The organism is Arthrobacter sp. UYP6, assembly GCF_040547315.1.
Taxonomy (GTDB): Bacteria; Actinomycetota; Actinomycetes; order Actinomycetales; family Micrococcaceae; genus Arthrobacter_B.
The window spans coordinates 26,443-47,887 of sequence record NZ_JBEPPM010000020.1; the positions used below are offsets into that span (position 1 = coordinate 26,443).

Here is a 21,445-nt window from a genome sequence, read left to right on the forward strand (position 1 = left end):
CACAAGGGCCCGGAACGACGGCGGGTGCCGGCTCCCGAAGGAACCGGCACCCGCCGTCGTCGTTATGTCCTGCCGTCGGGCCGCAACGCCGCCAAAGAAGCAGCAGCCGCAGCAGCGAAACTAGCTGCTGACGATCTCCGTGGCCGGCCCAACCTCGCGGGCCGCACCCTTTTCCAGGAGCGCCTGGATGATCCGCGCCACCGGAGCCATGGATTCGTCGACCTCCAGCTGCACCGGATACTGGTACGTCAGCATGGCCAGCAGCGATTCCAGTGCCGCTTCCTGCTCCGAGCGTTCCAGGTGGGTGTCATAGCCAAGGAAGACATCCGCCGGTTCGTCAGTGCGGTTATGCGTGTAGCTCACGGCAAAAGCAGCAATCTTGCCGCCCTTGACCTTGGGCGCGTCACGCAGCACCACGGCGCCGGCTGCACCGGTGGCATCGTTGAGCAGCATCTGCTGGGCCCGGCCCAGCGTCATTTCCGCGCGGTCCCAGTCGTGCACACTGTTGTAGAACTCCGCCACGGCGGAGGTCAGTTCCACCGATCCGGTGGCGGCTTCCTCCAGCTGCGGTCCGGCGTCGTCGGAGAAGACGGGCAGGCTGATCCGCCCCGGTTCCACCACCACCACGCGGGAGCGCTGGATCCGGGAGAATCCGGCGGCCTGGGCAAACGCGGCGCCGGAGGTTCCCGGCTCCACCTTCGCCCGCAGAGCGCTAACGCCCGACGGCGCCGTCTCGGCTTCCTTGCGCAGCATGGCCAGCAGGGTGGAACCCAGGCCGGTACGCCGGTTCTCCCGCGCAACCTCCACATAAACCCACAGCCGGTCCGGATGCAGCGAGGTCTCATAGACAACGCCGGCAGCCACCGGAACGCCGTCGTCTTCGGCCACAATGCAGCGGCTCCACGGCTCGTTGGAGGACGGACGCAGCACGGCCCGGAACTGCCCGGACTGCACCGTTTCCGGATCGCCCCAGAGCTGGTTCAGCTTGAGGTCATCATCTTCGCGCCATTCGCGGAACGTCAGTGTCATTACGCGCCGATCAGCCTCTGGGCCAGGTAGCCCTGGACCTTGTCCAGGCTCACCCGCTCCTGCGCCATCGAGTCGCGTTCGCGCACGGTGACGGCCTGGTCTTCAAGGGTGTCGAAGTCCACGGTGATGCAGAACGGTGTGCCGATTTCGTCCTGGCGGCGGTACCGGCGGCCAATGGCGCCGGCGTCGTCAAAGTCAATGTTCCAGCTCCGACGCAGCTGCGCGGCGAGGTCCTTGGCCTTGGGCGAGAGGTCCTCGTTGCGGCTCAGCGGCAGCACTGCGGCCTTGACCGGCGCCAGGCGCGGATCCAGCCTCAGGACGGTGCGTTTGTCCACCCCGCCCTTGGCATTAGGCGCCTCGTCCTCGGTGTAGGCATCCACCAGGAAGGCCATGAAGGAACGGGTCAGGCCGGCGGCGGGCTCAATCACGTACGGGGTGAAGCGCTCGTTGGTGGCCTGGTTGAAGTAGCTCAGGTCGGTGCCGGAGTGCTTGGAGTGCGTGCCCAGGTCAAAGTCAGTGCGGTTGGCAATGCCTTCCAGCTCGCCCCACTCGGACCCGGCAAAGCCGAAGCGGTATTCGACGTCGGTGGTGCCCTTGGAGTAGTGGCTGAGCTTTTCCAGCGGGTGTTCGAAGAGGCGCAGGTTATCCGGATTGATGCCCAGCTGGGTGTACCAGTTGAACCGGTTTTCGATCCAGTACTTGTGCCATTCCTCGTCCGTGCCCGGCTCGACGAAGAACTCCATTTCCATCTGCTCGAATTCACGCGTGCGGAAAATGAAGTTTCCCGGTGTGATTTCGTTGCGGAAGCTCTTGCCGATCTGGCCGATGCCGAACGGCGGCTTCTTGCGTGAGGTGGTCAGCACGTTGTTGAAGTTCACAAAGATGCCCTGCGCGGTTTCCGGACGCAGGTAATGCATGCCTTCTTCGTTGGCCACCGGGCCCAGGAAGGTCTTGAGCAGGCCGGAGAACTCCTGCGGTTCGGTCCACTGGCCCTTGGTGCCGCAGTTGGCGCAGGCAATATCGGCCAGGCCGTTTTCGGGGGCGTGGCCCTTCTTTTCCTCGTACGCCTCTTCGAGGTGGTCGGCACGGTAGCGCTTATGGCAGCTCAGGCACTCCACCAGCGGGTCGGAGAAGACCTCCACGTGCCCCGAGGCCTCCCAGACCTGGCGCGGGAGGATGACGGCGGAATCCAGGCCGACGACGTCGTCGCGCCCGCGGACCATGTGCTGCCACCACTGCTTCTTGATGTTTTCCTTGAGCTCGACACCCAGGGGGCCGTAATCCCATGCGGACCGTGATCCGCCGTAAATCTCACCCGACTGGAAGACGAACCCCCGGCGCTTGGCGAGGGAGATGATCGGATCCAGTTTGGATTTGGTCGAAGCCATGTCAGTGGTACCGCCGTTCTTTCATGTCTACGCAGGCCGCTGGGTGCGGTCCGCTATTGGTCCCGTCCGCGGTGTGCGCCGGCAGGTTGCGCGGCGAGGACCTGCGGAGGGCAAAAGCTCTACATCTACCAGCTTAAGGTCAGCGGGCTCAAACCCTGCCACCGGACGTGTGCGGGGCTTCGCTGTGCGCAAAGGTGCGGGAAAAGCGCCACGCTCACGTCAGTCGCCGGTGTGAGCCTCAGAATTGCCGCTTCGGGTGGAGGGCCCGCGCTGATTCGCCCCTACGACTGAGCCCGTATGACTGCGCCCGTCGAGTGGGGGAACGATGCCGCAAAGTTGCGGCCAAATCGTCATAATCGCGACACTCGGCGGGCCTGAACGCCATTGTCGCGACACTCGATGGTCAGCTTCTCCGGCGCGGCAGCACTCCGGGCATGTTCCACGGCAGGGTAGCCACCACGATGGCCGCCAGCGTCAGCAGCGTGCCGAGGACGGTTGCGGCCACCACCACGGAACCCGGTGCGGGCAGGAAAATATCCAGCAGCAGCGAACCCACCAGCTGCCCGCCGATCATGCCCAGACTGGTCAGCAGCACACCCAGGCTGCGCACCAGCAGGGCGCTCAAGCCAATAAACACGCACCCCATGGCACCGCCCAAATACAGGTACCACTCCCCCGGCAGCGGCTGTCCGAGACCGGACACTGCCACTTTGGCCAGCCAGAACACCAGCAGGACCGCGGCGCCGGAGATGAAGTTGACCAGGGTTGCGGTAATCGGTGTTCCGTAGTGCATGCCGGTGGTGCCGTTCATGGCCTGTTGGAAGCTCATCAGCATGCCGGCGGTCAGCGGCAGCAGCACCGGCAGCAGCAGGTCCCCGACCGAGGAGGTTCCGCTGAGCTTGGGACTGACGGCCCAGACGACGGCGGCGATGGTCAGCACCGCGCCAACCACCCGCATCACGGTCAGCGCCTTCTTACCCGCCGGCCCGATGCCCAGCCGGTCCACCACCAGCCCGGTCATGGTTTGGCCGGCGACGGCGGCCACCGTGAATACGGCAACGCCCAGCACCGCCACGGTGAGGGTTTGCGAGAGGACAAAGTAGGCGCCAATGGCACCGGCCAGGATGTAATAGCGCGGAAAACGGCGTTCCCGCAGGGCCGGCAGCAGCTGTGCCGCACCGGCTCGGCCGCGGGGCAGCACCGCCGAAATCAGGATCATGATCACCAGCCCCACGGAAAAGCTGACCAGGGCTGCGGCCAGCCCGTCGTCCAGCTTTTCCCCGAGGGCGCCGTTGATCCGGGCCTGCGCAGGAATGGCCGTCCCGGCCAGGACAGCAAGGGGAAGACCGATCAGGGGATTGATTCGCACAGCATTTGGCACGGACTAACACTACGGCAGGGCGGCGCCCTGGCCGGAATCGGCGTCGGCCAATGTCAGGCAGAATGGACACATGAGTACTATCGACCCCCAAGACCTCCCCATCCGCGACGAAATGATCCGCCTGGGCCAGCTGCTCAAGCTGGCCAGCCTGGCCGAAGACGGCATCCAGGCCAAACAGCTGATCGAAGACGGTCTGGTGAAGGTCAACGACGAGATCGAGGAGCGCCGCGGACGCCAGCTGCACCCCGGCGACGTCATCTCGGTCAACGGTGAAGCCATCCGGATCATCACCGAGAACTAGTCGCCGGCCAAGACGTCAACCCGGCACGCCAGCAGCCGGTGCACGCGCCCGGCCCTCAGGCCTTGAGCACCAGGTGCGTGAGGAACTCCTTCACATGCCCCAGTTCCTGCATGTTGATGCCGTGCCCCATGTTCGAATACAGGATCTTCGTCAGAACGGTGTGCTCGTTCAGCCAGGCGTGGGTGAATTCGATGCGCGGGGCATCGATCACCGGGTCGGCCTGATCCCGGCCCCAGAAGAACGGCACGCCGCCGGCCGCCAGGTCCTCATCATGGAAGAACGGGTTCCCTTCCGCGGGAACCACAAAACCTGACAGCCCGACGACGGCGGCAAAGTCAGCGGGCCGGTGCCGCAGCAGCGTGCTCGCCACGGCCATGCCCATCGAGAAGCCGAGCAGGGAAACGCTGCTGTGCACGCCCTTGACGCTGTCCAGCCAGTCCGAGACATCACTCACAGCGTCCGCCACTCGCTGCACCGAAAAATCAGGTTCGTTCATCAGCGGAAACCAGGTGTACCCGGGGCCAAGGGCCTGCGGTGCGCGGACCGATGCAATGGTGAATTCTGCGGGCAGATAATCCGCCAGTCCCATGAGATCTTCCTCATTGGCAAGGTAACCGTGGAAGAGGACCAGCAGCGGAGTTCCGGTTCGTTCGGCTTCCGGCTTGGACCAAAGGACAGTGGGATTCCAGGGGGCAGTTTTAGGCATGATATTCATTCTGGCACGGCCGATTGGCGAACCTACGGTCGCGTAGCCGGCGCCCTCCTTGGGAGGATGGTTTGGTGACTTCGTTTTCCCCTTCCCCAAACCGTTCTTCCTCCTCGTCCACCGCGGCCGCTGCAGCCTCCGCTTCCGCAGCTGGCGCATCGTCCTTTGTTGCTGCGCCACAGGCCGCCGGCGAGGAATCCCCGCATCATCCCTGGACCCGCTATGTGGCCATCGGCGACTCCTTTACGGAGGGGATCGGCGACCCTAATCCGGACAGCCCCGGCGGGCACCGCGGCTGGGCGGACCGGGTGGCCGAGGAGCTGGCCCGCAGCCGTGAGGACTTTGCCTACGCCAATCTCGCCATCCGGGGGCGGCTGCTGAACCAGATCATCGACGAACAGCTGGAGCCGGCTTTGGAACTGCATCCGGATCTGGTGACCATCTGTGCCGGCGGAAATGACGTGATCCGCCCGGGCGGGGACCCCGATAAGCTGGCCGAAAAGATGGACGCTGCGGTTGCCCGGCTCTCCGAAGCCGGCGCCACTGTGGTGCTCTTCACCGGACCGGATCTTGGCACCACGCCGGTGATCGGCAGTGTCCGCGGCAAGGTAGCCGTTTACAACGAGAACCTCAGGACCGTTGCCACCCGGCACGACGCCGTCATCGCCGACATGTGGGCGCTGCGCCGGCTGAGCAACCGGGAGATGTGGGCGCCGGACCGGCTGCACTTCTCTCCGCTGGGCCATCACACCATTGCGGCGATGGTGCTGGAAACCCTCGCCGTTCCGCACACGTTGGAGCCGCTGGAGCCCAAGCCCATGCCGGCCAAGAACTGGCGGACCGCCCGCACCGAGGATTTGTCCTGGGCCCGGGAATACTTCATGCCGTGGGTGGTGCGCCGGGTGCGGCACCGGTCCTCAGGCGACGGCATTGCGGCCAAGCGTCCCGACGCCGGACCGATGTTCGGCGGGCCCGGCATGCCCCCGGGCTCCGGCGACTAGATTCCTCCAGCGGGTTTTCTCGACAAACCGCTTAGCCGGGTTGCGCGTCGCCGCCCGACGCCGCGGAAGCCGGCGGTACCGGCGGACGACGGCGGTGGCCGGCTTGCAGGCCGACCCAAAACGCGAGCACAACGGCACCTGCCAGCACCAGCACTGCACCCGCCTGCATGCTGCGGCTGACAAGCACCAGCCCGTCGAAAACCCCGTCCTCCTCCGTCACCGTAATGTAGCCCACAAAGCCGAAGTTCACGGTTCCTGCCCCGGCACCACGCACCAGGAGTACGATTCCAGCGATCAGCAGCACCGCACCGGCGATCGGCACCAAGAGTTGCAGCAGGCGGCGGGAACCGCCCGCAGTCGCTGCCGGCGGCGGGGGGCCCTCATCGGATGTCATGGCGCAAGGCTAGCATCGGCCTCACGCAGGACGGTCAGCCGGCAGGGGCGTTTTCGGCCAGCCTGATCAGGTTCGCCAAGTGGTCGGCCCAATCCTCTGTGTGAGTGCGGGCCACGTCGGCTCCCACCGCCAGACCGCCCAGCCCGCTTTCGGTGACGACGACGTCGGTGTAGTCCGTTTCCGGGTCCGGACCCGTCGCGGCGGCGAGCTGGAAGCTCACCACCGTGTGCGCGTTCCAGTGGGGCATGGTCCACCGGAAAGACAGCAGCCGGTCCCGCGCCACCGCCAACACGGTGCCCGAGGCACGCTGCCCGCCGTCGTCGTCGGCCGCCCGTTCCGCCAGCGGCGACCCCGGGCTGGCGGTGAATTCCATTTCCGGCCACCACGCCGCACGGTTGTCCACCAGCGCGTGCCAGAGCTGTTCCGGGGAACACTGTGCCTGCGCCGCCACGCGAATAGAATCACCCATGCGTTTGTTTCTGCCATGTTCACGCAGCCTGCGCAAGGGTATGGCGGCCGTCCCTGGCTAGGCCGAACCGAAGAACCGTTCCCGCAGCGGAACGCCAATCTGTTCCACATCTGTGAGGAACCCGTCATGGCCGATCGGCGCGCTGATCATGTGCACGTCGGTCTTGTGGGGCAGCGCCGCCGCCAGATCGTAGGACTGCCGGGGGAAATAGAGCCGGTCCGAATCCACAGCGGCAATGAGGAATTCCGTCCCGGTCTCCGCCAGTGCCTGCCGCACCGTTCCGCGGCCGCGGGCCACGTCGTGGCTCATCAGTGCCCCGGTCAGCAGCAGGTAGCTGTTCGCGTCGAATCGGCCGGCGAGCTTGTGGGCCTGGTGGTCCAGGTAGCTCTCCACTGCGTAGCGACCGCGCGCGGCCGACAACGCAGATCCCAACGGATCCTCCTGCACCTGCGGGTCATTTTTAAAGCGGTACTCCAGCTCGGCTTCGGACCGGTAGGTAATATGGGCGATCCGGCGGGCCAGGCCAAGTCCGGCCACCGGTGCCCTGCCGTTGTAGTAGTCACCGCCGTTGAAGTCCGGATCCAGCCGGATGGCTTCCAGTTGGGCCTGGCCAAAGGCGATCTGCTCCGCGGAGCTGGCAGCGGTGCAGGCGATCACGGCGCACCGCTGCACCCTTCCCGGCTCGGTGGCGGCCCATTCCAAGGCGCGTGCACCGCCCAGCGAGCCGCCCAGCACGGTGTGCCAGGTCCGGATTCCCAGCTGGTCGGCCAGGCGCGCCTCGGCGCGGACCGAGTCCCGGACGGTGACAAACGGAAAACGGGAGCCCCAGGGAAGACCCTGCGGATCGACTGAGGAGGGTCCGGTGGATCCGTAGCAGCCGCCGAGCATATTGATCGAGACCACAAAAAAACGGTCCGTGTCCACCGTTTTGCCCGGTCCCACCAGGGCATCCCACCAGCCGTCCTCCCCGCTGCTGCCCCGGGCCACGTGGGTGCTGCCGGTGAGCGCATGGGCCACCAGCACGGCGTTGGTGGCATCCGCGTTCAGGCTTCCCCAGGTCTCGTAGGCAAGGGACACGGCCGGCAGATGCCCGCCGGTTTCCAGGTCGAGGCTGCCGATGCGGGCGTGCCGCAGCACCCCGTCCCGGACAGGAACGGAGTGCTGCGGCACGGTGCGGCCGGGAGTGGAGGCTGTCACTGCAGTCTTTGCGGTAGAAGGAAGTCTCACGCTGTGCCTTACGCTCCCTTGGCGGCCCGGAAACCGGCGTCGAGGTCCGCAATAATGTCGTCGATGTGCTCGATGCCCACGGAGAGCCGGACCAGCCCGGGGCTGACGCCGGCCGCCGCCTGCGCCTCCGCGCCCAGCTGGCTGTGCGTGGTCGACGCCGGATGAATGACCAGGGAACGCACGTCGCCCACATTCGCCACATGCGAGTGCAGGTCCAGGGCATCCACGAAGGCCTTGCCGGCGTCGACGCCGCCGGCGATCTCAAAGGAGACAATGGCGCCGGTTCCGCGCGGCCCGTACTTGCGCCCGCGCTCAAACCACGGGCTGGACTCCAGCCCCGCGTAGGCGACGGAGACGACGTCGTCGTGCCCTTCCAGCCAATTGGCCACCGCGACGGCGTTGCTCACGTGCCGTTCCACGCGCAGGCTCAGGGTTTCCAGACCCTGGGCAATCAGGAACGCATTGAACGGCGACACGGACGACCCGAGGTCGCGCAGCAGCTGCACGCGGGCTTTGAGGATGTAGGCCAGGTTGGCGCCCAGAATGCCGTCGGCGCCCAGGTCACGGGCATAAACGAGGCCGTTGTAGCTCTCATCGGGGGTATTGAAACCGGGGAATTTCTCCGGATCTGCGCCAAAGTCGAAGTTGCCCGAATCCACAATCACGCCGGCAATGGCAGTTCCGTGCCCGCCCAGATACTTGGTGGCCGAGTGCACCACAATGTCCGCGCCCCACTCGATCGGCCGGATCAGATACGGGGTGGAGAGCGTGTTGTCCACGATCAGGGGAATGCCGGCCTCGCGCGCCACCGTGCTGATGCCCTCGATGTCCAGCACGTCCTGGCGCGGGTTGGAGACCACTTCGCCGAAGAAGGCCTTGGTGTTGGGCTGCACCGCCGCCCGCCACTGCTCCAGATTGTCCGGATCCTGGACAAAGGTGGTGGTGATGCCGAACTTCTTCAGCGTGTGCTTGAACAGGTTGTAGGTGCCGCCGTAGAGACTTGGACTGGCCACAATGTGGTCTCCCGCCTCGGCCACGTTGAGGATGGCGAAGGTTTCAGCGGCCTGGCCGGAGGCGAGCAGCAGTGCGCCGATCCCGCCCTCGAGGGAGGCGATCCGGTTTTCCACCGCTTCCTGGGTGGGGTTGCCGATGCGTGTGTAGATCGGAGCCAGCTCGGCCAGTGCAAAACGGTTGGCCGCTGACTCGGCGCTGGGAAAGACGAAGGATGAAGTCTGATAGATGGGCAGCGCGCGGGCGCCGGTGACGGCGTCGGGCTCCTGTCCAGCGTGGATCTGCCGGGTTTCGAACGACCAGTTTCCTGACATTGTTTGCTCCCTGTAACTAGGGACCGCACCGAGACTTGTAGCCGGAAAAAGATAACCGGCAGCCATGTGTGGTCCGCGCTTGCCGTACGTCCGTTTGACGTACAGCCAGGTCTTCACCCGGGGCACCCCACCGCGGTTGGAGGGTTGCCGGCCAGCAAGCCGGGGCTATCTGCTGGCACTCATGACCTATCCCCCTATGAAAACGGATAAGCCCTGCGCCTGCAAGGTCTGTGACGGATCATTTCCCGGGATGTCGGGGGCTTCACCGAGGATCGGCAGCGCTGTTCTCCGCGACAGCCGGACGGCCTGATTCGGATTGCTCCTGCCGCGTGTACGGCAGATCCGGACCCCCGGCGACAGGCTTCCGGCAGATAAATCAGCAGGTCAAACGGAAGTTGTGGCCAGCTAAGGGTTGCCTTAGTCGAGAGGTGGGTCACAACGTGCCAAAATGGGCCGCATGCGCTTGGACCATGTATCTTATGCCTGTGAATCCGACGGTCTTTTGGCCACGACTGAGAGGATTGCTGCCGCTCTGGGAGCGGACTTCGTCAAGGGCGGTGTGCACCCGCGTTTCGGAACACGGAACATGATCCTGCCCCTGGCCAATCACCAGTACGTTGAGGTGGTGGAGGCCCTGAACCACCCGGCCTCGGACAAAGCGCCCTTTGGCCAGGCTGTGCGCCAGCGCTCGGAGTGCGGCGGCGGCTGGATGGGCTGGTGCGTGGCTGTGGATGACCTCTCCCCTTTCGAAGAACGCCTCGGACGGCTCTCCGTTCCGGGCAACCGCAAGTTCCCGGACGGCCAGGAACTGACCTGGCAGCAGATCGGCATCAACGGGCTGATCGCGGATCCGCAGGTGCCGTACATGCTGCGCTGGGATGACGGAACGGAGGCCCTGCACCCCTCCGCCGCTCTTCCGGGCATGCCCGGCAAGGTGAAGCTGAACTCCCTGACCATCGCCGGCTCCGCGGACCGCGTGGCCCAGTGGCTGGGCACCCCCGCCGAGGAACCGCTGGAAAACGTGGGCGTCACCTGGATTTCCCCCAAGGGCACCCCCGGCATCATGTCCGTCTCCTTCGACACCGCCAAGGGCCTCGTCGAGATCTAATCCTGCTGCCGGTTTGCCGCCGCGCGGGACGCGGATCCGCTACCACTTTGGGCATCCGCGCACCCTTTGGGCAGCGCAGGACCCGGATCCGCTACCGCTTTGGGCATCCGCGCACCCTTTGGGCAATCGCTGCCGGTCCGCACCGGCAGCAGAATCCCAAACCGGATGCCCCTGCCCAAAACAGTCGCGGTTCCCTCGGTTGCACCTCAGAGAAGCCAAATCCTGCCACTTTGGGCATCCGCGCACCCTTTGGGCAACGCAGCACCCGGATCCGCTACCACTTTGGGCGTCCGCGCACCCTTTGGGAAATCGCTGCCGGTCCGCACCGGCAGCAGAATCCCAAACCGGATGCCCCTGCCCAAAACAGTCGCGGATTCCTCGGAGGAGTTCTTATCCACAAGTCGGCCTTCGTTCCTCGGGGACGGTATGCCCAAGGGTGCACCCTTGGGTCATGGACCCCGAGTTTCTTTATGCATCCGACGCCGACCACGACGGCACCGGCAGACGGTCCCTGGCACGGAAATGCCGGAACGGTGAACTGGTACGGGTGCGGGCCGGGGTCTACATCCGAGCCGCCCAATGGCAGAAAATGCCGAAATGGGACCGGGACCGTGCCGCGATTTCCGCTGCCGTTGACCAGGGCCAAGGCCACGCACCTCGGATCCTGATCCAGCAGTCCGCCGCCGTCATCTGGGGTTTACCTGTCATCGGCAGAACCTCTGAAGTCCTGCTGCTGGCCCCGGGTTCGTCGCACGGGAGACGCCGCGGCAATCTCTGCTGGACTCCACGGACGCTGCTCGAGCCGACGACAACTCAGGACGGCCTTACCCTAACGTCCCGTGCACAAACTGTCCTCGATATGGCCGCCCGACTGCCCTTCGAACGTGCCGTTCCTGCCATGGACCACATGCTGCGCCCCGATGAAGCCCGCGGATTCCCTGCTCTGGAACGGGACGCCCTGATGGTCCTCAGCGGAAAACTCCCCGACGAGGCTAAACGCACCAGGGCCAGGAGGGTAATTTCCTTCGCCGATGGCCGGTCTGAATCCCCCGGCGAGTCATACTCCCGTGCAGTGCTGCATCTGCTCGGGTTTCCGCAGCCCGAACTCCAGCATGAATTCCGGTCTGCCGGCGGAGAGTTCCTAGGAAGAACGGACTTCTATTGGAAGGAGTACGCGCTGGTCGGTGAATTTGACGGGGCCGTGAAATACGGGGCTATCGGATCCAGTAATACTTCCGGCACTAGCCAGCAGATTGGAACGGCGGTCCGGGAAACCCTTATCCGCGAAAAGCGTCGAGAGGACGCTATCCGGGCCACGGGCGTCGGCTTTGTCCGCTGGTCATGGTCCGATATCACGAAGCCAAAGCATGACCCCGACGGCCTGGTCCGCATGCTGCTGCGGGCAGGCCTTCCCAGGAAACGCCGTCGTGCGTGAGCTTGGTTCAGGCCTTCCCGGGAAACGCCGGCGTGCGTGAGCTCCTTCAGGAACCGGACGCCCGGATTAACCGGGCATTGGTCTCCCGGACCGTATCAGCATCTATCTTCACCACGCGGCGGTCGTAGGTGAGCAGCCCGTTGACCTCGTCCTCCACATCGGTGAGCTGGGTATATACGGTCGCGGCCAGGCCCTGAGCCACCGCCGGCTCAATCTGGCGCCGGTGCAGTTTGATCCACGCCTGCCGCAGCGCTTCCGGCGTCTTGAACTTCCGGTAGCCGAACTCCTTCTCGTTGAAGGTATGGCCCGGCACGCGCAGGCTGTAGCCGCCGTATTCGGAGAGGACGACGGCGCGCCCGTCCCGCAGCCAGCCCTTCCGGAGCGCAAAGGGAACAAAATAGACGTGCACGCTCTTGAGGTCGCCCCCGCCCTGGTCGTGCCAGCCGCTGGCATGGTCGATGCTGCGGGTCGGATCCAGTGAGTGCAGCAGATCACTAACGGCATTGGCATCAAACTGGCCCCATCCTTCGTTGAAGGGAACCCATACGGCCAGGGAGGTACTGTTGCGCAGCAGGTTAACGGTGCCGTGCAGCTCCGTCAGGAAGTCCGTCCGGCCCTGTTCATCGGCGCGGCCAAAAGCGGCGTAATCGGTGTCATAACGGTGCGGTGCTCCCACCGCAGGGGCCGTGACAACGGCGTGCCGGTAGGTCCGACCGCCGCTGACCAGGTCCTGCCACACCAGCATGCCCAGCCGGTCACAGTGGTAGTACCAGCGCAACGGTTCCACTTTGATGTGCTTGCGCAGCATGGTGAAGCCCAGATCCTTGGCCGCCTGGATGTCGTAGGCCAGGGCCGCGTCCGACGGTGCCGTGTACAGCCCGTCCGGCCAGTACCCCTGGTCCAGCAGCCCGGCATGGAAGTATGGGCAACCGTTGAGCAGCAGCCGGGTATGGCCGGACGCGTCCGGTCCCGTGCCGAAGGTCCGCAGCCCGGTGTAGCTGCGCACGCTGTCGATCTCCCGGCCGCCGGAACGCAGCCGCACATCCACGTCATAGAGGAACGGATCCTCCGGTGTCCACAGGTGTGCATCCGGCACCGTAATCCGTGTTTCTTCCCCAGGAACGACGACGGCGTCAGCCACAGTGCGTCCGCCCGCGGACACGGTGATCACCGCGGTCAGGCCGGCACCGTCACGCGCGCCGTCATGCGCGCCGTCAGCACCTGCGGGGCCATCGTGGCCTCCGTCAGCGCCGTTCTGCCCGCCGTCGGCACCGCCAGTGCCGTTCGCACCACCGTTTTCGCCCCCGTCAACGCTGCCGTGCGTCCCGTCCAGCAGCACGGTCACCGTCACAGACTCCAGGTCCGGCACCAGGACCAGCTGCGAGATGCTCGTCCGCGGCACGGATTCCAGTCAGACGGTCTGCCAGATGCCCGACTGCGCGGTGTACCAAATGCCGCCGCGGTCCAGGACCTGCTTACCGCGGCTGTGATATTCGGTGTCGCTGACGTCACGGACCCGAACCACAATCTCCTGCTCGGCGCCGGGAACCAGCGCGTCGGTGACGTCAAGGGAGAACGGCAGGTAACCGCCGTCGTGCCCTCCCACCTGTGTGCCGTTGACGGTCACAGTGCAGCTCTGGTCTACCGCACCGAAGTGCAGCAGCACCCGATCATCCACAAATCCAGCCGGCAGCCGGACGGTCCGCCGGTACCAGAGCAGCTGCTGGGGCTGAAGCTGCCGGTGGACGCCGGACAACGCTGCCTCGGGCGAGAACGGGACCAGGATCTGCCCGTCCCAGTCGCCGTCGGCCGGAGCCTGGTCCCGGCGGGCTGAGGTGATGGCGTACTGCCAGGACCCGTTGAGGTTCAGGTAGCTGTTCCGGACAAGCTGCGGACGGGGATATTCCTGCAGCACGGACTCCGGGTCCAGATCGGCTCCCCAGGGGGTTGTCAGTGTCACGGGGCGGTGCTCTCCTCAGGTTGCGTTAGTGGTTTGGCGGGAACGGGAATCAAGTGCCAATACCAATGGCGGGGCCAAACAGTGCAAAGCCCACAAATCCGGCGATGTCCACCAGTGCGTGGGCGATCACCAGCGGCATGACCCGCCGGGTTTTGACGTAGGCGTAACCAAACAGCAGGCCCATCAGGAAGTTGCCGATTCCCGGGCCGATCCCCTGGTAGAGGTGGTAGCTGGCACGGATGAGCGCGGACGTGATGATGATCGCCGGGGTGCCCCAGCCCAGCTGGCGCAGCCGCAGGAACAGGTAGCCCACCACAATGACTTCCTCCAGCACCGCGTGCCGCAGCGCGGAGAGGATCAGCACCGGCAGCGTCCACCAGTAAGTGTCCAGCGCCGCCGGAACCAGTGCCGTGGTGATGCCCAGGGCACGGCCGGCCGCATACACGCCCAGGGTTCCGACGCCGATAATTGCCGCCAGTCCCACGCCCAGCCCAAAATCGCGCAGGGGTTTCTCGAAGGTGAAGCCGATCCGCCGGAACGCCGATTTGCCCGGTTCGGTGAGCAGGTACAGCACCAGCGCCACCGGCAGCAGGGAGAAGAGGATACCCAGCAGCTGATAGGTCAGGTCAAACCAGGGGTTTTCATCCAGCACCGGGTTCAGTGTGGTGGTCTGTCCACCCAGCGGGCCTTCGGCGACCTTTTCCAGCAACTGGACGACGGCGTATACCCCCGAGCGTCCGAGCGAGAGTCCCAGCACAATCAGGATTTCGAAGACCAGCATCTTCCGGGCCCGCGGGTCCAGGGAACCGGCCGGGGCGGGAAGGGGGGCAGCACGCATGGTTCCCATTGTGCCGGATGCGGGAACGCTGCGGCGGCAGGGACGCCGTCCACCACCGACCCACCCCGCAATTGACCTCAGCCGCGCACGGGCCAGCCCGGGACAGATCAGCGCACGTCAGCCGCGCACGGGCCAGCCCGGGACAGATCAGCGCCGCACGGGAACTCCGGCCCGCCAGACCGCACCGGTCAGCGGCATGCCCGGACGGTAGGCCAGGTGCGCGGCGGAGGGTGCGTTGAGCAGCTGCAGGTCCGCACGGTGCCCGACGGCGAGCGAGCCCACCGCCCGCTGCCCGTCCCGGTCCGCGCCGGTGTGCCTGCGCAGCGCCAGCGCGCCGCCGAACGTCGCGGCCCGGACCGCTTCCTGTACCGACAGTTCCATCTGCAGCACCGCCGTGGCCACGCAGAAGTTCATCGAACTGGTGTAGGAGGTGCCCGGGTTGCAGTTGGAGGCGAGGGCCACCTGCACTCCGGCGTCCAGCAGCTTCCGCGCCGGTGCCAGCGGCGCCCGGGTGGACAGGTCGCAGGCCGGCAGGCAGGTGGCCACCGTTCCCGGAGCACCTGATCCCCCAGCGGATGTTCCCGCAGTCCCGGCAGAAACAGCTCCGGATCCCGCCGTGTTCCACCCGGACCAGGTGCCGGCGAGGGCGGCAACGTCGTCGTCGGTCAGGTGGTTCACATGGTCCACGCTGGCGGCACCGAATTCCACGGCCAGGCGCACCCCCGCGCCGGGGCCCAGCTGGTTGCCGTGCACCCGCAGCCCCAGGCCCGCGTCCCGGCAGGCCTGCAGCACCCGCCGCGACTGGTCCTCGGTGAAGGCACCCCGCTCGCAGAAGACATCCGCCCACTGCACATACGGCCGCACGGCGGCGAGCATCTCGGTGCACACCAGGTTCGTGTATTCCTCGGCGTCTGCGCCGGCCGGCACCAGATGGGCGCCCAGGAACGTCACCTGATCGGCCACGCTGGAGGCGATCCGTGCATGCCGCCGCTCTTCCTCCACACTGAGTCCGTACCCGGTTTTGGTTTCCAGATAGGTGGTTCCCCCGGCAGCGGCTTCAGCCATCCGGGCCAGCAGCAGCCGGGTGAGGTCATAGTCCGAGGCCGCACGGGTGGCTTCGGTGGTGACGGCGATGCCGCCGGCTGTATAGGATTCCCCCGCCATCCGGGCTTCAAACTCGGCGCTGCGGTCCCCGGCGAAGACCAGATGCGTGTGTGAATCCACCCAGCCGGGCAGCCCTGCCCGCCCGCCGGCGTCGACCCGCTCATCGGCGGCCGGCGCCTCGGAAGCCGCCCCGATCCAGCTGATCCGCTCGCCTTCAAACACCACGGCGGCATCCCGCAGCACGGACTCCCCGGGGCCGCGGGACTCATCCTGGGTGGAGAGCTCGCCGATGTTGGTGATCAGTGTTGCTGCCGCGCTCATGTGTTTGGGCGTCCTTTGCTGGTGGTGGCGGGTGCCGCGTCGAGTCTGGAAACGGCGTCGAGTGTGGAAATGGCGGCGCGCAGCAGGGCTGCCGGGTCACCAAGATCCGTGTGGCTGCCCTGCCGGGCCCGGATACGGCCGCCGACGACGACGGTGTGCACGTCGGAGGCGGTGGCGCACAGTGCCAGCTGGCCGGGGTCCGAGCCGGCAGTGCGGAGAGTTCCGGGGTCCACTGACATTAAATCGCAGAAATTCCCCACAGCCAGCCCCGGAATCTGCCGGCCCTGAGCCTGCGCCCCGGCAGCCGACGCCGCCGCCTGCAGATCAGCCGGGCTAAAGCGGCCGCGTTCTCCGGAGCTGAGGCGTTCACCGTGTTCCAGTGCCCGCATCTCCAGCCAGGGGTCAACGACGGCGTGCTGGTCGGTGCCCAGCGCAATCCGGGCTCCGGCGGAGCGCAGGCGTGCTGCGGGACCGATCCCGTCGGCCAGGTCCGCCTCCGTAGTGGGACACATCACCACGGTTGCCCCGGCAGCTCCGAGGACGGTGATGTCTTCTTCGGTCAGGTGGGTGGCGTGGACCGCGGAGAGCCGCCGGGTCACCAGACCGTGCCTGGCCAGCAGCAGGGCAGGGGTGAGCCCGGTGGCCTGCAGGCATGCTTCGTTTTCGGCAGGCTGCTCGGAGAGGTGGATGTGCAGCGGAAGATCGTCCGGCAGCTCACGGGAAATCAGTTCCAGCTCGGCTTCCGGAACGCCGCGCACCGAGTGCAGTGCCGCGCCCACGCTGACCTGCGCCGGATCGAATTCCTCGGCAAACGCCGCGCGCAGGGAGGACAGCCGCGCCAGCCAGGCAGCGCCGTCGCGGTCTCCGAAGCGCAGCTGCTCCTCGGTGAGCGCGGCGCCGAAGCCTCCGGCCAGATAGCACGTGTCCAGCAGGGTCAGGCGGATACCTGCGGCAACGGCGGCCCGCGCCAGCGCCCGTTCCATGGCATGTTCCTGCGCATAGGCACTGCCGTCCGGGCGGTGGTGGACATAGTGGAATTCGGCGACAGAAGTCCACCCGGTGACCACCATTTCGGCAAACACGGCGGTGGCGAGCTGCTCGTACAGCTCCGGTGTCAGGGCGCCGGCGGCTTGGTACATTTGCTCGCGCCAGGTCCAAAAGCTGCCGGTGCCGCCAGCATGGGTGCGTCCGCGCAGGATTCGGTGGAAGGCATGGGAATGGGCGTTCGACGCCGCCGGAAAGGTCACGCCGGACAGCCGGCAGTCCTCCTCCCGCGGCGGCACTCCGGTTTCGGTTTGCGTGACCGTACCCGCAGCGTTGACCTCCAGCCGGACACCGGCAACCGCGGCGCCGTTGACCCAGCCCGTCTCGCACCAGAAAAACCGCTGCTGAGCCGACGCGCTCACAGCAGGTCCTGCAGGGCATCCGCAAGCGCGGCCACGCCGGCCTCGGCGTCGTCATCCTCCACATACTCTTCCGGAGAGTGGCTGATGCCGGAGGGATTGCGGACAAACAGCATGCCGGTGGGCACCCGGGCGGCCAGCACCCCGGCGTCGTGCCCGGCTCCGGTGGCCAGGACGGGCGCTCCTGGCGCGGTACGGGCCACCGACTGTTCGAGCGAGCGCTGCAGGGCCGCATCAAAATGGACCGTGCCGGAGTAGGATTCCTCGGTCAGGCGTACAGTGCAGCCTTCCATCGCGGCAATCCGTTGTGCCTGGCCATGAATTTTCTCCACCAGGGCGGCGGTCACTGCGTCCTCGGGGTGCCGGACGTCCAGCCAGAGATCCACCCGGGACGCGATGACGTTGGTACCGCCGGGCACGGGTTCCAGCCGGCCCACGGTGGCGCGGGCACCGGCCTGCGCGGCGGCGGCCTGCCGGACGGCCACGATCAGCTGCGCGGCCGCGACCATGGGATCGGCCCGGTCCGCCATCAGGGTGGTGCCGGCATGGTTGCCCTGCCCCGACATGGAAAACCGCCACCGGCCGTGGCCCAGAACGGACCCGGCCACCGCAAGGGCGGGCCCGCGCCCGGCAGCATCGGTGAACTCTTCAGTGTTCAGTCCGCGGCCCTGCTCCACATGCAGTTCCACAAAATCGCCGATGCGGACCAGCGTTGCCTCGTCCCGACCCATCGCGTCCGGATCCAGTCCGTGGGCGCGGGACACATCGGCAAAGGTGTTGCCGTCGGCGTCGCGCAGGGAGAGCGCCTTGACCGGGTCAATGGCACCGGCCAGCAGCCGCGAGCCGAGGCAGGCGACGCCAAAACGCGAGCCTTCCTCCTCCGGGAACACCGCTACGGCGAGTGCCCGGTTGCGGAGCAGGCTGCCTTCCTTTTCACGGGCCTGCAGGAGATCTACTGCCGCCAGGGCGCTGGCCACGCCAAGCGGGCCGTCGAAGGCGCCGCCGCCGGGCACGGAATCCAGGTGCGATCCGGTGACCAGCGCCCCGCGGCGCTGCGGCTCCGGGGACGGTGCATCCGGTTCCTCCGGGATTCCGCGGGAGGAGTTCTCCGGCAGGTCCCACCACGCCCACAGGATGCCGTTGCGATCGGTTTCCACGGCCAGCCCGCGGGTGAGCGCCTCAGCGGTGAACCATTCACGCAGGTCCAGTTCCGCGGTGGAGTAGACCGGGCGGGAGTATCCGCCCCGGCGGATATCGCGCCCGGTTCCCTCGATGGCGGCCATCAGGGCGTTGACGGGTGAAGCGGGTGTCGGATCCATGGACCCTACTCTTCCATCGGAATGCGGATGCCGCGTTCGGAGGCGACGTCGGAGGCCCGCTGATAGCCGGCGTCAACGTGGCGGATCACCCCGGTACCCGGATCGTTGGTCAGGAGCCGTTCCAGCTTTTGCGCGGCCAGCTCGGTGCCGTCGGCCACCGACACCTGCCCGGCGTGGATGGAGCGGCCAATGCCCACGCCGCCGCCGTGGTGGATGGAAACCCAGGTGGCGCCGGAGGCGGTGTTCAGCAGGGCGTTGAGCAGGGGCCAGTCGGCCACGGCGTCGGAGCCGTCGGCCATGGCTTCGGTCTCGCGGTAGGGCGAGGCCACGGAGCCGGAGTCCAGATGGTCGCGGCCAATGACGATGGGCGCGCTGACCTTGCCCTGGGCGACGAGGGAGTTGAACAGCAGCCCTGCCTTGGCCCGGTCGCCGTAGCCCAGCCAGCAGATGCGGGCCGGCAGCCCCTCAAACTCGACGTGCTCCGCAGCTGCGTCGAGCCAGCGGTGCAGACGGGTGTTTTCGGGAAAGAGTTCCTTCATCGCGGCGTCCGTGACGGCAATGTCCTGCGGATCACCGGACAGCGCAACCCAGCGGAACGGGCCCATCCCCTCACAGAAAAGCGGGCGGATGTAGGCGGGAACAAACCCGGGGAACTCGAAGGCCCGGTCATAACCGCCCTGGCGTGCTTCGTCGCGGATGGAGTTGCCGTAGTCGAACACCTCCGCGCCGGCGTCCTGGAAACCCACCATGGCAGCAACCTGGCGGGCCATGGACTCGCGGGCCTTCTTCGTGAACCCCTCGGGGTCCGCCGTTGATTCGGCTTCCCAGTCCGCCACGGAGATGCCCGCCGGCAGATAGCTCAGCGGGTCGTGCGCGGAGGTTTGGTCAGTGACAATGTCCACGCTGATGTCCCCGGCCAGCTGGCGGCGCAGCAGCTCCTCGAAGACCTCGGCGGCGTTGCCCACCAGCCCTACCGACAGCGCCCGTTTCTCGGCCTTGGCGGCCATGACCTTGGCGACGGCGGTGTCCAGGTCCGTTTCCACCTCCTGCAGGTAGCGCTTGCCGGCCCGCCGGCGCAGGCGGGTTTCGTCGACATCGACAATCAGCACCGCACCCCCGTTCAGGGTCACGGCCAGCGGCTGCGCCCCGCCCATGCCGCCGCAGCCGCCGGTCAGGGTCAGCGTGCCGGCGAGGGTGGCGTTTTCATCGTCAAAGAGTTTCCGGGCCACCGCACCGAAGGTCTCGTAGGTGCCCTGGAGGATGCCCTGGGTGCCAATGTAGATCCAGGATCCGGCCGTCATCTGCCCGTACATCATCAGGCCCTCGGCCTCCAGCCGGCGGAACTCGGGCCAGGTGGCCCAGTCCCCCACCAGGTTGGAGTTGGCGAGCAGCACGCGCGGTGCCCACACGTTGGTCCGGAACACACCCACGGGTTTGCCGGACTGGACCAGCAGGGTCTCGTCGTCGGCCAGGGTGGACAGGGTGGCCACGATCGCGTCGTAGGCCTCCCAGCTCCGAGCTGCCCGGCCGGTGCCGCCGTAGACCACCAGGTCCTGGGGCCGCTCGGCCACCTCCGGGTCCAGGTTGTTCATGAGCATCCGCAGGGGCGCCTCGGTCTGCCAGCTTCCGGCGGTGAGGGCGGTGCCGCGGGGGGCTCGGATGCTGCGGGAAGGGTCGTGAGTGGTAGCCATGACCAGACCGTAGCCGACGGGCGGTATCCAGCCGGAGAGGAAATCCGCATTGTCTGGGATCTCAGACAGCACGCGGGCAGAAACTTAGGTGCTGGCGGGGCTGCGCTTCGTTTCCACCCTTTTGTGACGTGCGGTCTGACAGCGCGCGTGCCGGCTGATGTGCCGGAGCCTTTACGCAACCGGAGTCGGAGCCGAGGCTGGCTGGGCTCCGAGCCGGCGGGAGATTTCGACGGCGCACCGGGACACCTCCGGCAGCCGCCGGACCGCGAAATCATGGATTCCCTGCGACGCCGACGGAACCCCCTGATCCCCCTGCAACCGGTTCGGCGCCGTCAGGGTGACACTGGCGACCGCGTGCCCGGAGCGGTCCAGGACCGGCACGGCGATGGAGGAAAAGCCCTCCGTCACCTCGTTCTCCTCCCACGCGTAGCCGCACTCGCGCACCTGCGCCAGGAGGACCGAGAGAGCAGGACCGCCGGCGCGGCCGGACCGCATGTTCTCCGGATCCGGGTAGAGCGCCCGCAACTGCGCGTCGGTCATCTGGGCCAGCATGGCCCGCCCGCTGGCGGTGCGGTGGGCCGGCAGCCGGATCCCGGCGTCGGTCACCAGGGGCTCCTGTCTCGGTGCCCGTTCCTCGATGACGTAGATGGCGTCGGTGCCCTGCAGTACGGCCAGGTGCGCGGTCAGGCGGGCAGAGGACACCAGTTTGCGCAGCGGAAACCGGCCGATGCGCTGCAGTGGTGCCTGCCGGGCATAACCGGTGCCGAGCTCATGCGCCGTTGCCCCGAGGGCGTATTTGCGCTCCTCCGGCAGATGCACGGCAAAGCCGTCGCGAACCAGGGCAGCAAGCAGGTGGTATGTGGTGGAACGCGGCAGGGAGAGATCACGGGAGACGGCCGTGGCGCTGACCGGTCCGGCCTGTGTTCCCAAATACCGCAGAATGGACAGGACTTGCGCGGCAGCGGGAACCTGCACCCGGGAATAGCTCTCAGACATGTCCAGATCCTAGTGCAGTGTCTGGGATCCCAGAAAGGGAATCGGCGGC

At 66.8% G+C, this 21,445-nt stretch carries 20 protein-coding genes and 1 riboswitch; of the genes, 4 read left to right on the top strand and 16 right to left on the bottom strand.

What is annotated here, in order from left to right; all coding sequences use genetic code 11:
- Nucleotides 1-120: 120 nt before the first annotated feature.
- The 3 genes from ABIB35_RS15560 to ABIB35_RS15570 form a co-directional block, all read right to left on the bottom strand.
- Nucleotides 121-1,029: a GNAT family N-acetyltransferase gene (locus ABIB35_RS15560; protein ID WP_354182634.1), complete on the bottom strand. Its 909-nt coding sequence runs from the start codon at nt 1,027-1,029 to the stop codon at nt 121-123.
- Complete coding sequence (locus ABIB35_RS15565) at nt 1,029-2,417, bottom strand: glycine--tRNA ligase (RefSeq protein ID WP_354182635.1); 1,389 nt, start codon at nt 2,415-2,417, stop codon at nt 1,029-1,031. The genes ABIB35_RS15560 and ABIB35_RS15565 overlap by 1 nt, the downstream gene beginning before the upstream one ends.
- A 403-nt stretch (nt 2,418-2,820) precedes the next feature.
- The gene (locus tag ABIB35_RS15570; protein WP_354182636.1) at nt 2,821-3,798 is read right to left on the bottom strand and encodes a DMT family transporter; all 978 of its coding nucleotides are present in this window, start codon (nt 3,796-3,798) and stop codon (nt 2,821-2,823) included.
- A gap of 70 nt (nt 3,799-3,868) precedes the next feature.
- Here ABIB35_RS15570 and ABIB35_RS15575 point away from each other — a divergent pair, with 70 nt between their 5' ends.
- The gene (locus ABIB35_RS15575; RefSeq protein WP_354182637.1) at nt 3,869-4,099 is read left to right on the top strand and encodes an RNA-binding S4 domain-containing protein; all 231 of its coding nucleotides are present in this window, start codon (nt 3,869-3,871) and stop codon (nt 4,097-4,099) included.
- A 55-nt stretch (nt 4,100-4,154) separates the two neighbouring features.
- Here ABIB35_RS15575 and ABIB35_RS15580 read toward each other — a convergent pair whose 3' ends face one another.
- Entirely contained in the window at nt 4,155-4,805 is a 651-nt protein-coding gene (locus tag ABIB35_RS15580) for an alpha/beta hydrolase (protein ID WP_354182638.1), read from the bottom strand.
- Between the two features lie 224 nt (nt 4,806-5,029).
- Here ABIB35_RS15580 and ABIB35_RS15585 point away from each other — a divergent pair, with 224 nt between their 5' ends.
- Nucleotides 5,030-5,806 carry an SGNH/GDSL hydrolase family protein gene (locus ABIB35_RS15585; RefSeq protein ID WP_354182677.1) on the top strand — a complete coding sequence of 259 codons (777 nt, stop codon included), beginning with the start codon at nt 5,030-5,032 and terminating at the stop codon, nt 5,804-5,806.
- Between the two features lie 31 nt (nt 5,807-5,837).
- On the opposite strand, the gene ABIB35_RS15590 is transcribed toward ABIB35_RS15585, so the two are convergent.
- The 4 genes from ABIB35_RS15590 to ABIB35_RS15605 are packed head-to-tail and all read right to left on the bottom strand — an operon-like array spanning nt 5,838 to nt 9,221.
- Nucleotides 5,838-6,200 carry a hypothetical protein gene (locus tag ABIB35_RS15590; RefSeq protein ID WP_354182639.1) on the bottom strand — a complete coding sequence of 121 codons (363 nt, stop codon included), beginning with the start codon at nt 6,198-6,200 and terminating at the stop codon, nt 5,838-5,840.
- Between the two features lie 34 nt (nt 6,201-6,234).
- Nucleotides 6,235-6,669 (bottom strand): SRPBCC family protein, encoded by a 435-nt coding sequence (locus ABIB35_RS15595; protein WP_354182640.1) that lies wholly within the window; start codon nt 6,667-6,669, stop codon nt 6,235-6,237.
- 57 nt (nt 6,670-6,726) lie between these two features.
- Entirely contained in the window at nt 6,727-7,866 is a 1,140-nt protein-coding gene (metX, locus tag ABIB35_RS15600; RefSeq protein ID WP_502915814.1) for a homoserine O-acetyltransferase MetX, read from the bottom strand.
- 38 nt (nt 7,867-7,904) lie between these two features.
- Complete coding sequence (locus tag ABIB35_RS15605) at nt 7,905-9,221, bottom strand: bifunctional o-acetylhomoserine/o-acetylserine sulfhydrylase (RefSeq protein WP_354182641.1); 1,317 nt, start codon at nt 9,219-9,221, stop codon at nt 7,905-7,907.
- Between the two features lie 70 nt (nt 9,222-9,291).
- Nucleotides 9,292-9,408, bottom strand: a riboswitch (SAM riboswitch).
- Between the two features lie 270 nt (nt 9,409-9,678).
- On the opposite strand from ABIB35_RS15605, the gene ABIB35_RS15610 reads away from it, so the two are divergent.
- Nucleotides 9,679-10,329, top strand: a complete 651-nt coding sequence (locus tag ABIB35_RS15610; protein WP_354182642.1) for a VOC family protein — start codon at nt 9,679-9,681, stop codon at nt 10,327-10,329.
- Between the two features lie 451 nt (nt 10,330-10,780).
- Nucleotides 10,781-11,764 (top strand): hypothetical protein, encoded by a 984-nt coding sequence (locus tag ABIB35_RS15615; RefSeq protein ID WP_354182643.1) that lies wholly within the window; start codon nt 10,781-10,783, stop codon nt 11,762-11,764.
- Nucleotides 11,765-11,810: 46 nt separating this feature from the next.
- Here ABIB35_RS15615 and ABIB35_RS18780 read toward each other — a convergent pair whose 3' ends face one another.
- The 8 genes from ABIB35_RS18780 to ABIB35_RS15655 form a co-directional block, all read right to left on the bottom strand.
- A complete protein-coding gene (locus ABIB35_RS18780; protein WP_502915810.1) occupies nt 11,811-13,166 on the bottom strand; it encodes a glycoside hydrolase family 2 protein in 1,356 nt (451 codons plus the stop codon).
- A gap of 9 nt (nt 13,167-13,175) precedes the next feature.
- On the bottom strand, nt 13,176-13,724 hold the full coding sequence (locus ABIB35_RS15625; protein WP_354182644.1) for a sugar-binding domain-containing protein: 549 nt from the start codon (nt 13,722-13,724) through the stop codon (nt 13,176-13,178).
- Between the two features lie 49 nt (nt 13,725-13,773).
- A complete protein-coding gene (locus ABIB35_RS15630; protein ID WP_354182645.1) occupies nt 13,774-14,562 on the bottom strand; it encodes a CPBP family intramembrane glutamic endopeptidase in 789 nt (262 codons plus the stop codon).
- 147 nt (nt 14,563-14,709) lie between these two features.
- Entirely contained in the window at nt 14,710-15,987 is a 1,278-nt protein-coding gene (locus ABIB35_RS15635) for an amidohydrolase family protein (protein WP_354182646.1), read from the bottom strand.
- Nucleotides 15,984-17,393: a formimidoylglutamate deiminase gene (locus tag ABIB35_RS15640; protein ID WP_354182647.1), complete on the bottom strand. Its 1,410-nt coding sequence runs from the start codon at nt 17,391-17,393 to the stop codon at nt 15,984-15,986. Before ABIB35_RS15640 ends, ABIB35_RS15635 begins: the two co-directional genes overlap by 4 nt.
- The gene (locus ABIB35_RS15645) at nt 17,390-18,709 is read right to left on the bottom strand and encodes an allantoate amidohydrolase (protein WP_354182648.1); all 1,320 of its coding nucleotides are present in this window, start codon (nt 18,707-18,709) and stop codon (nt 17,390-17,392) included. The genes ABIB35_RS15640 and ABIB35_RS15645 overlap by 4 nt, the downstream gene beginning before the upstream one ends.
- A gap of 5 nt (nt 18,710-18,714) precedes the next feature.
- Nucleotides 18,715-20,400: a urocanate hydratase gene (gene hutU / locus ABIB35_RS15650; RefSeq protein ID WP_354182649.1), complete on the bottom strand. Its 1,686-nt coding sequence runs from the start codon at nt 20,398-20,400 to the stop codon at nt 18,715-18,717.
- Nucleotides 20,401-20,571: 171 nt separating this feature from the next.
- Nucleotides 20,572-21,396, bottom strand: coding sequence for an IclR family transcriptional regulator (locus ABIB35_RS15655; RefSeq protein ID WP_354182650.1), 825 nt, complete (start codon nt 21,394-21,396; stop codon nt 20,572-20,574).
- Nucleotides 21,397-21,445: the final 49 nt, after the last annotated feature.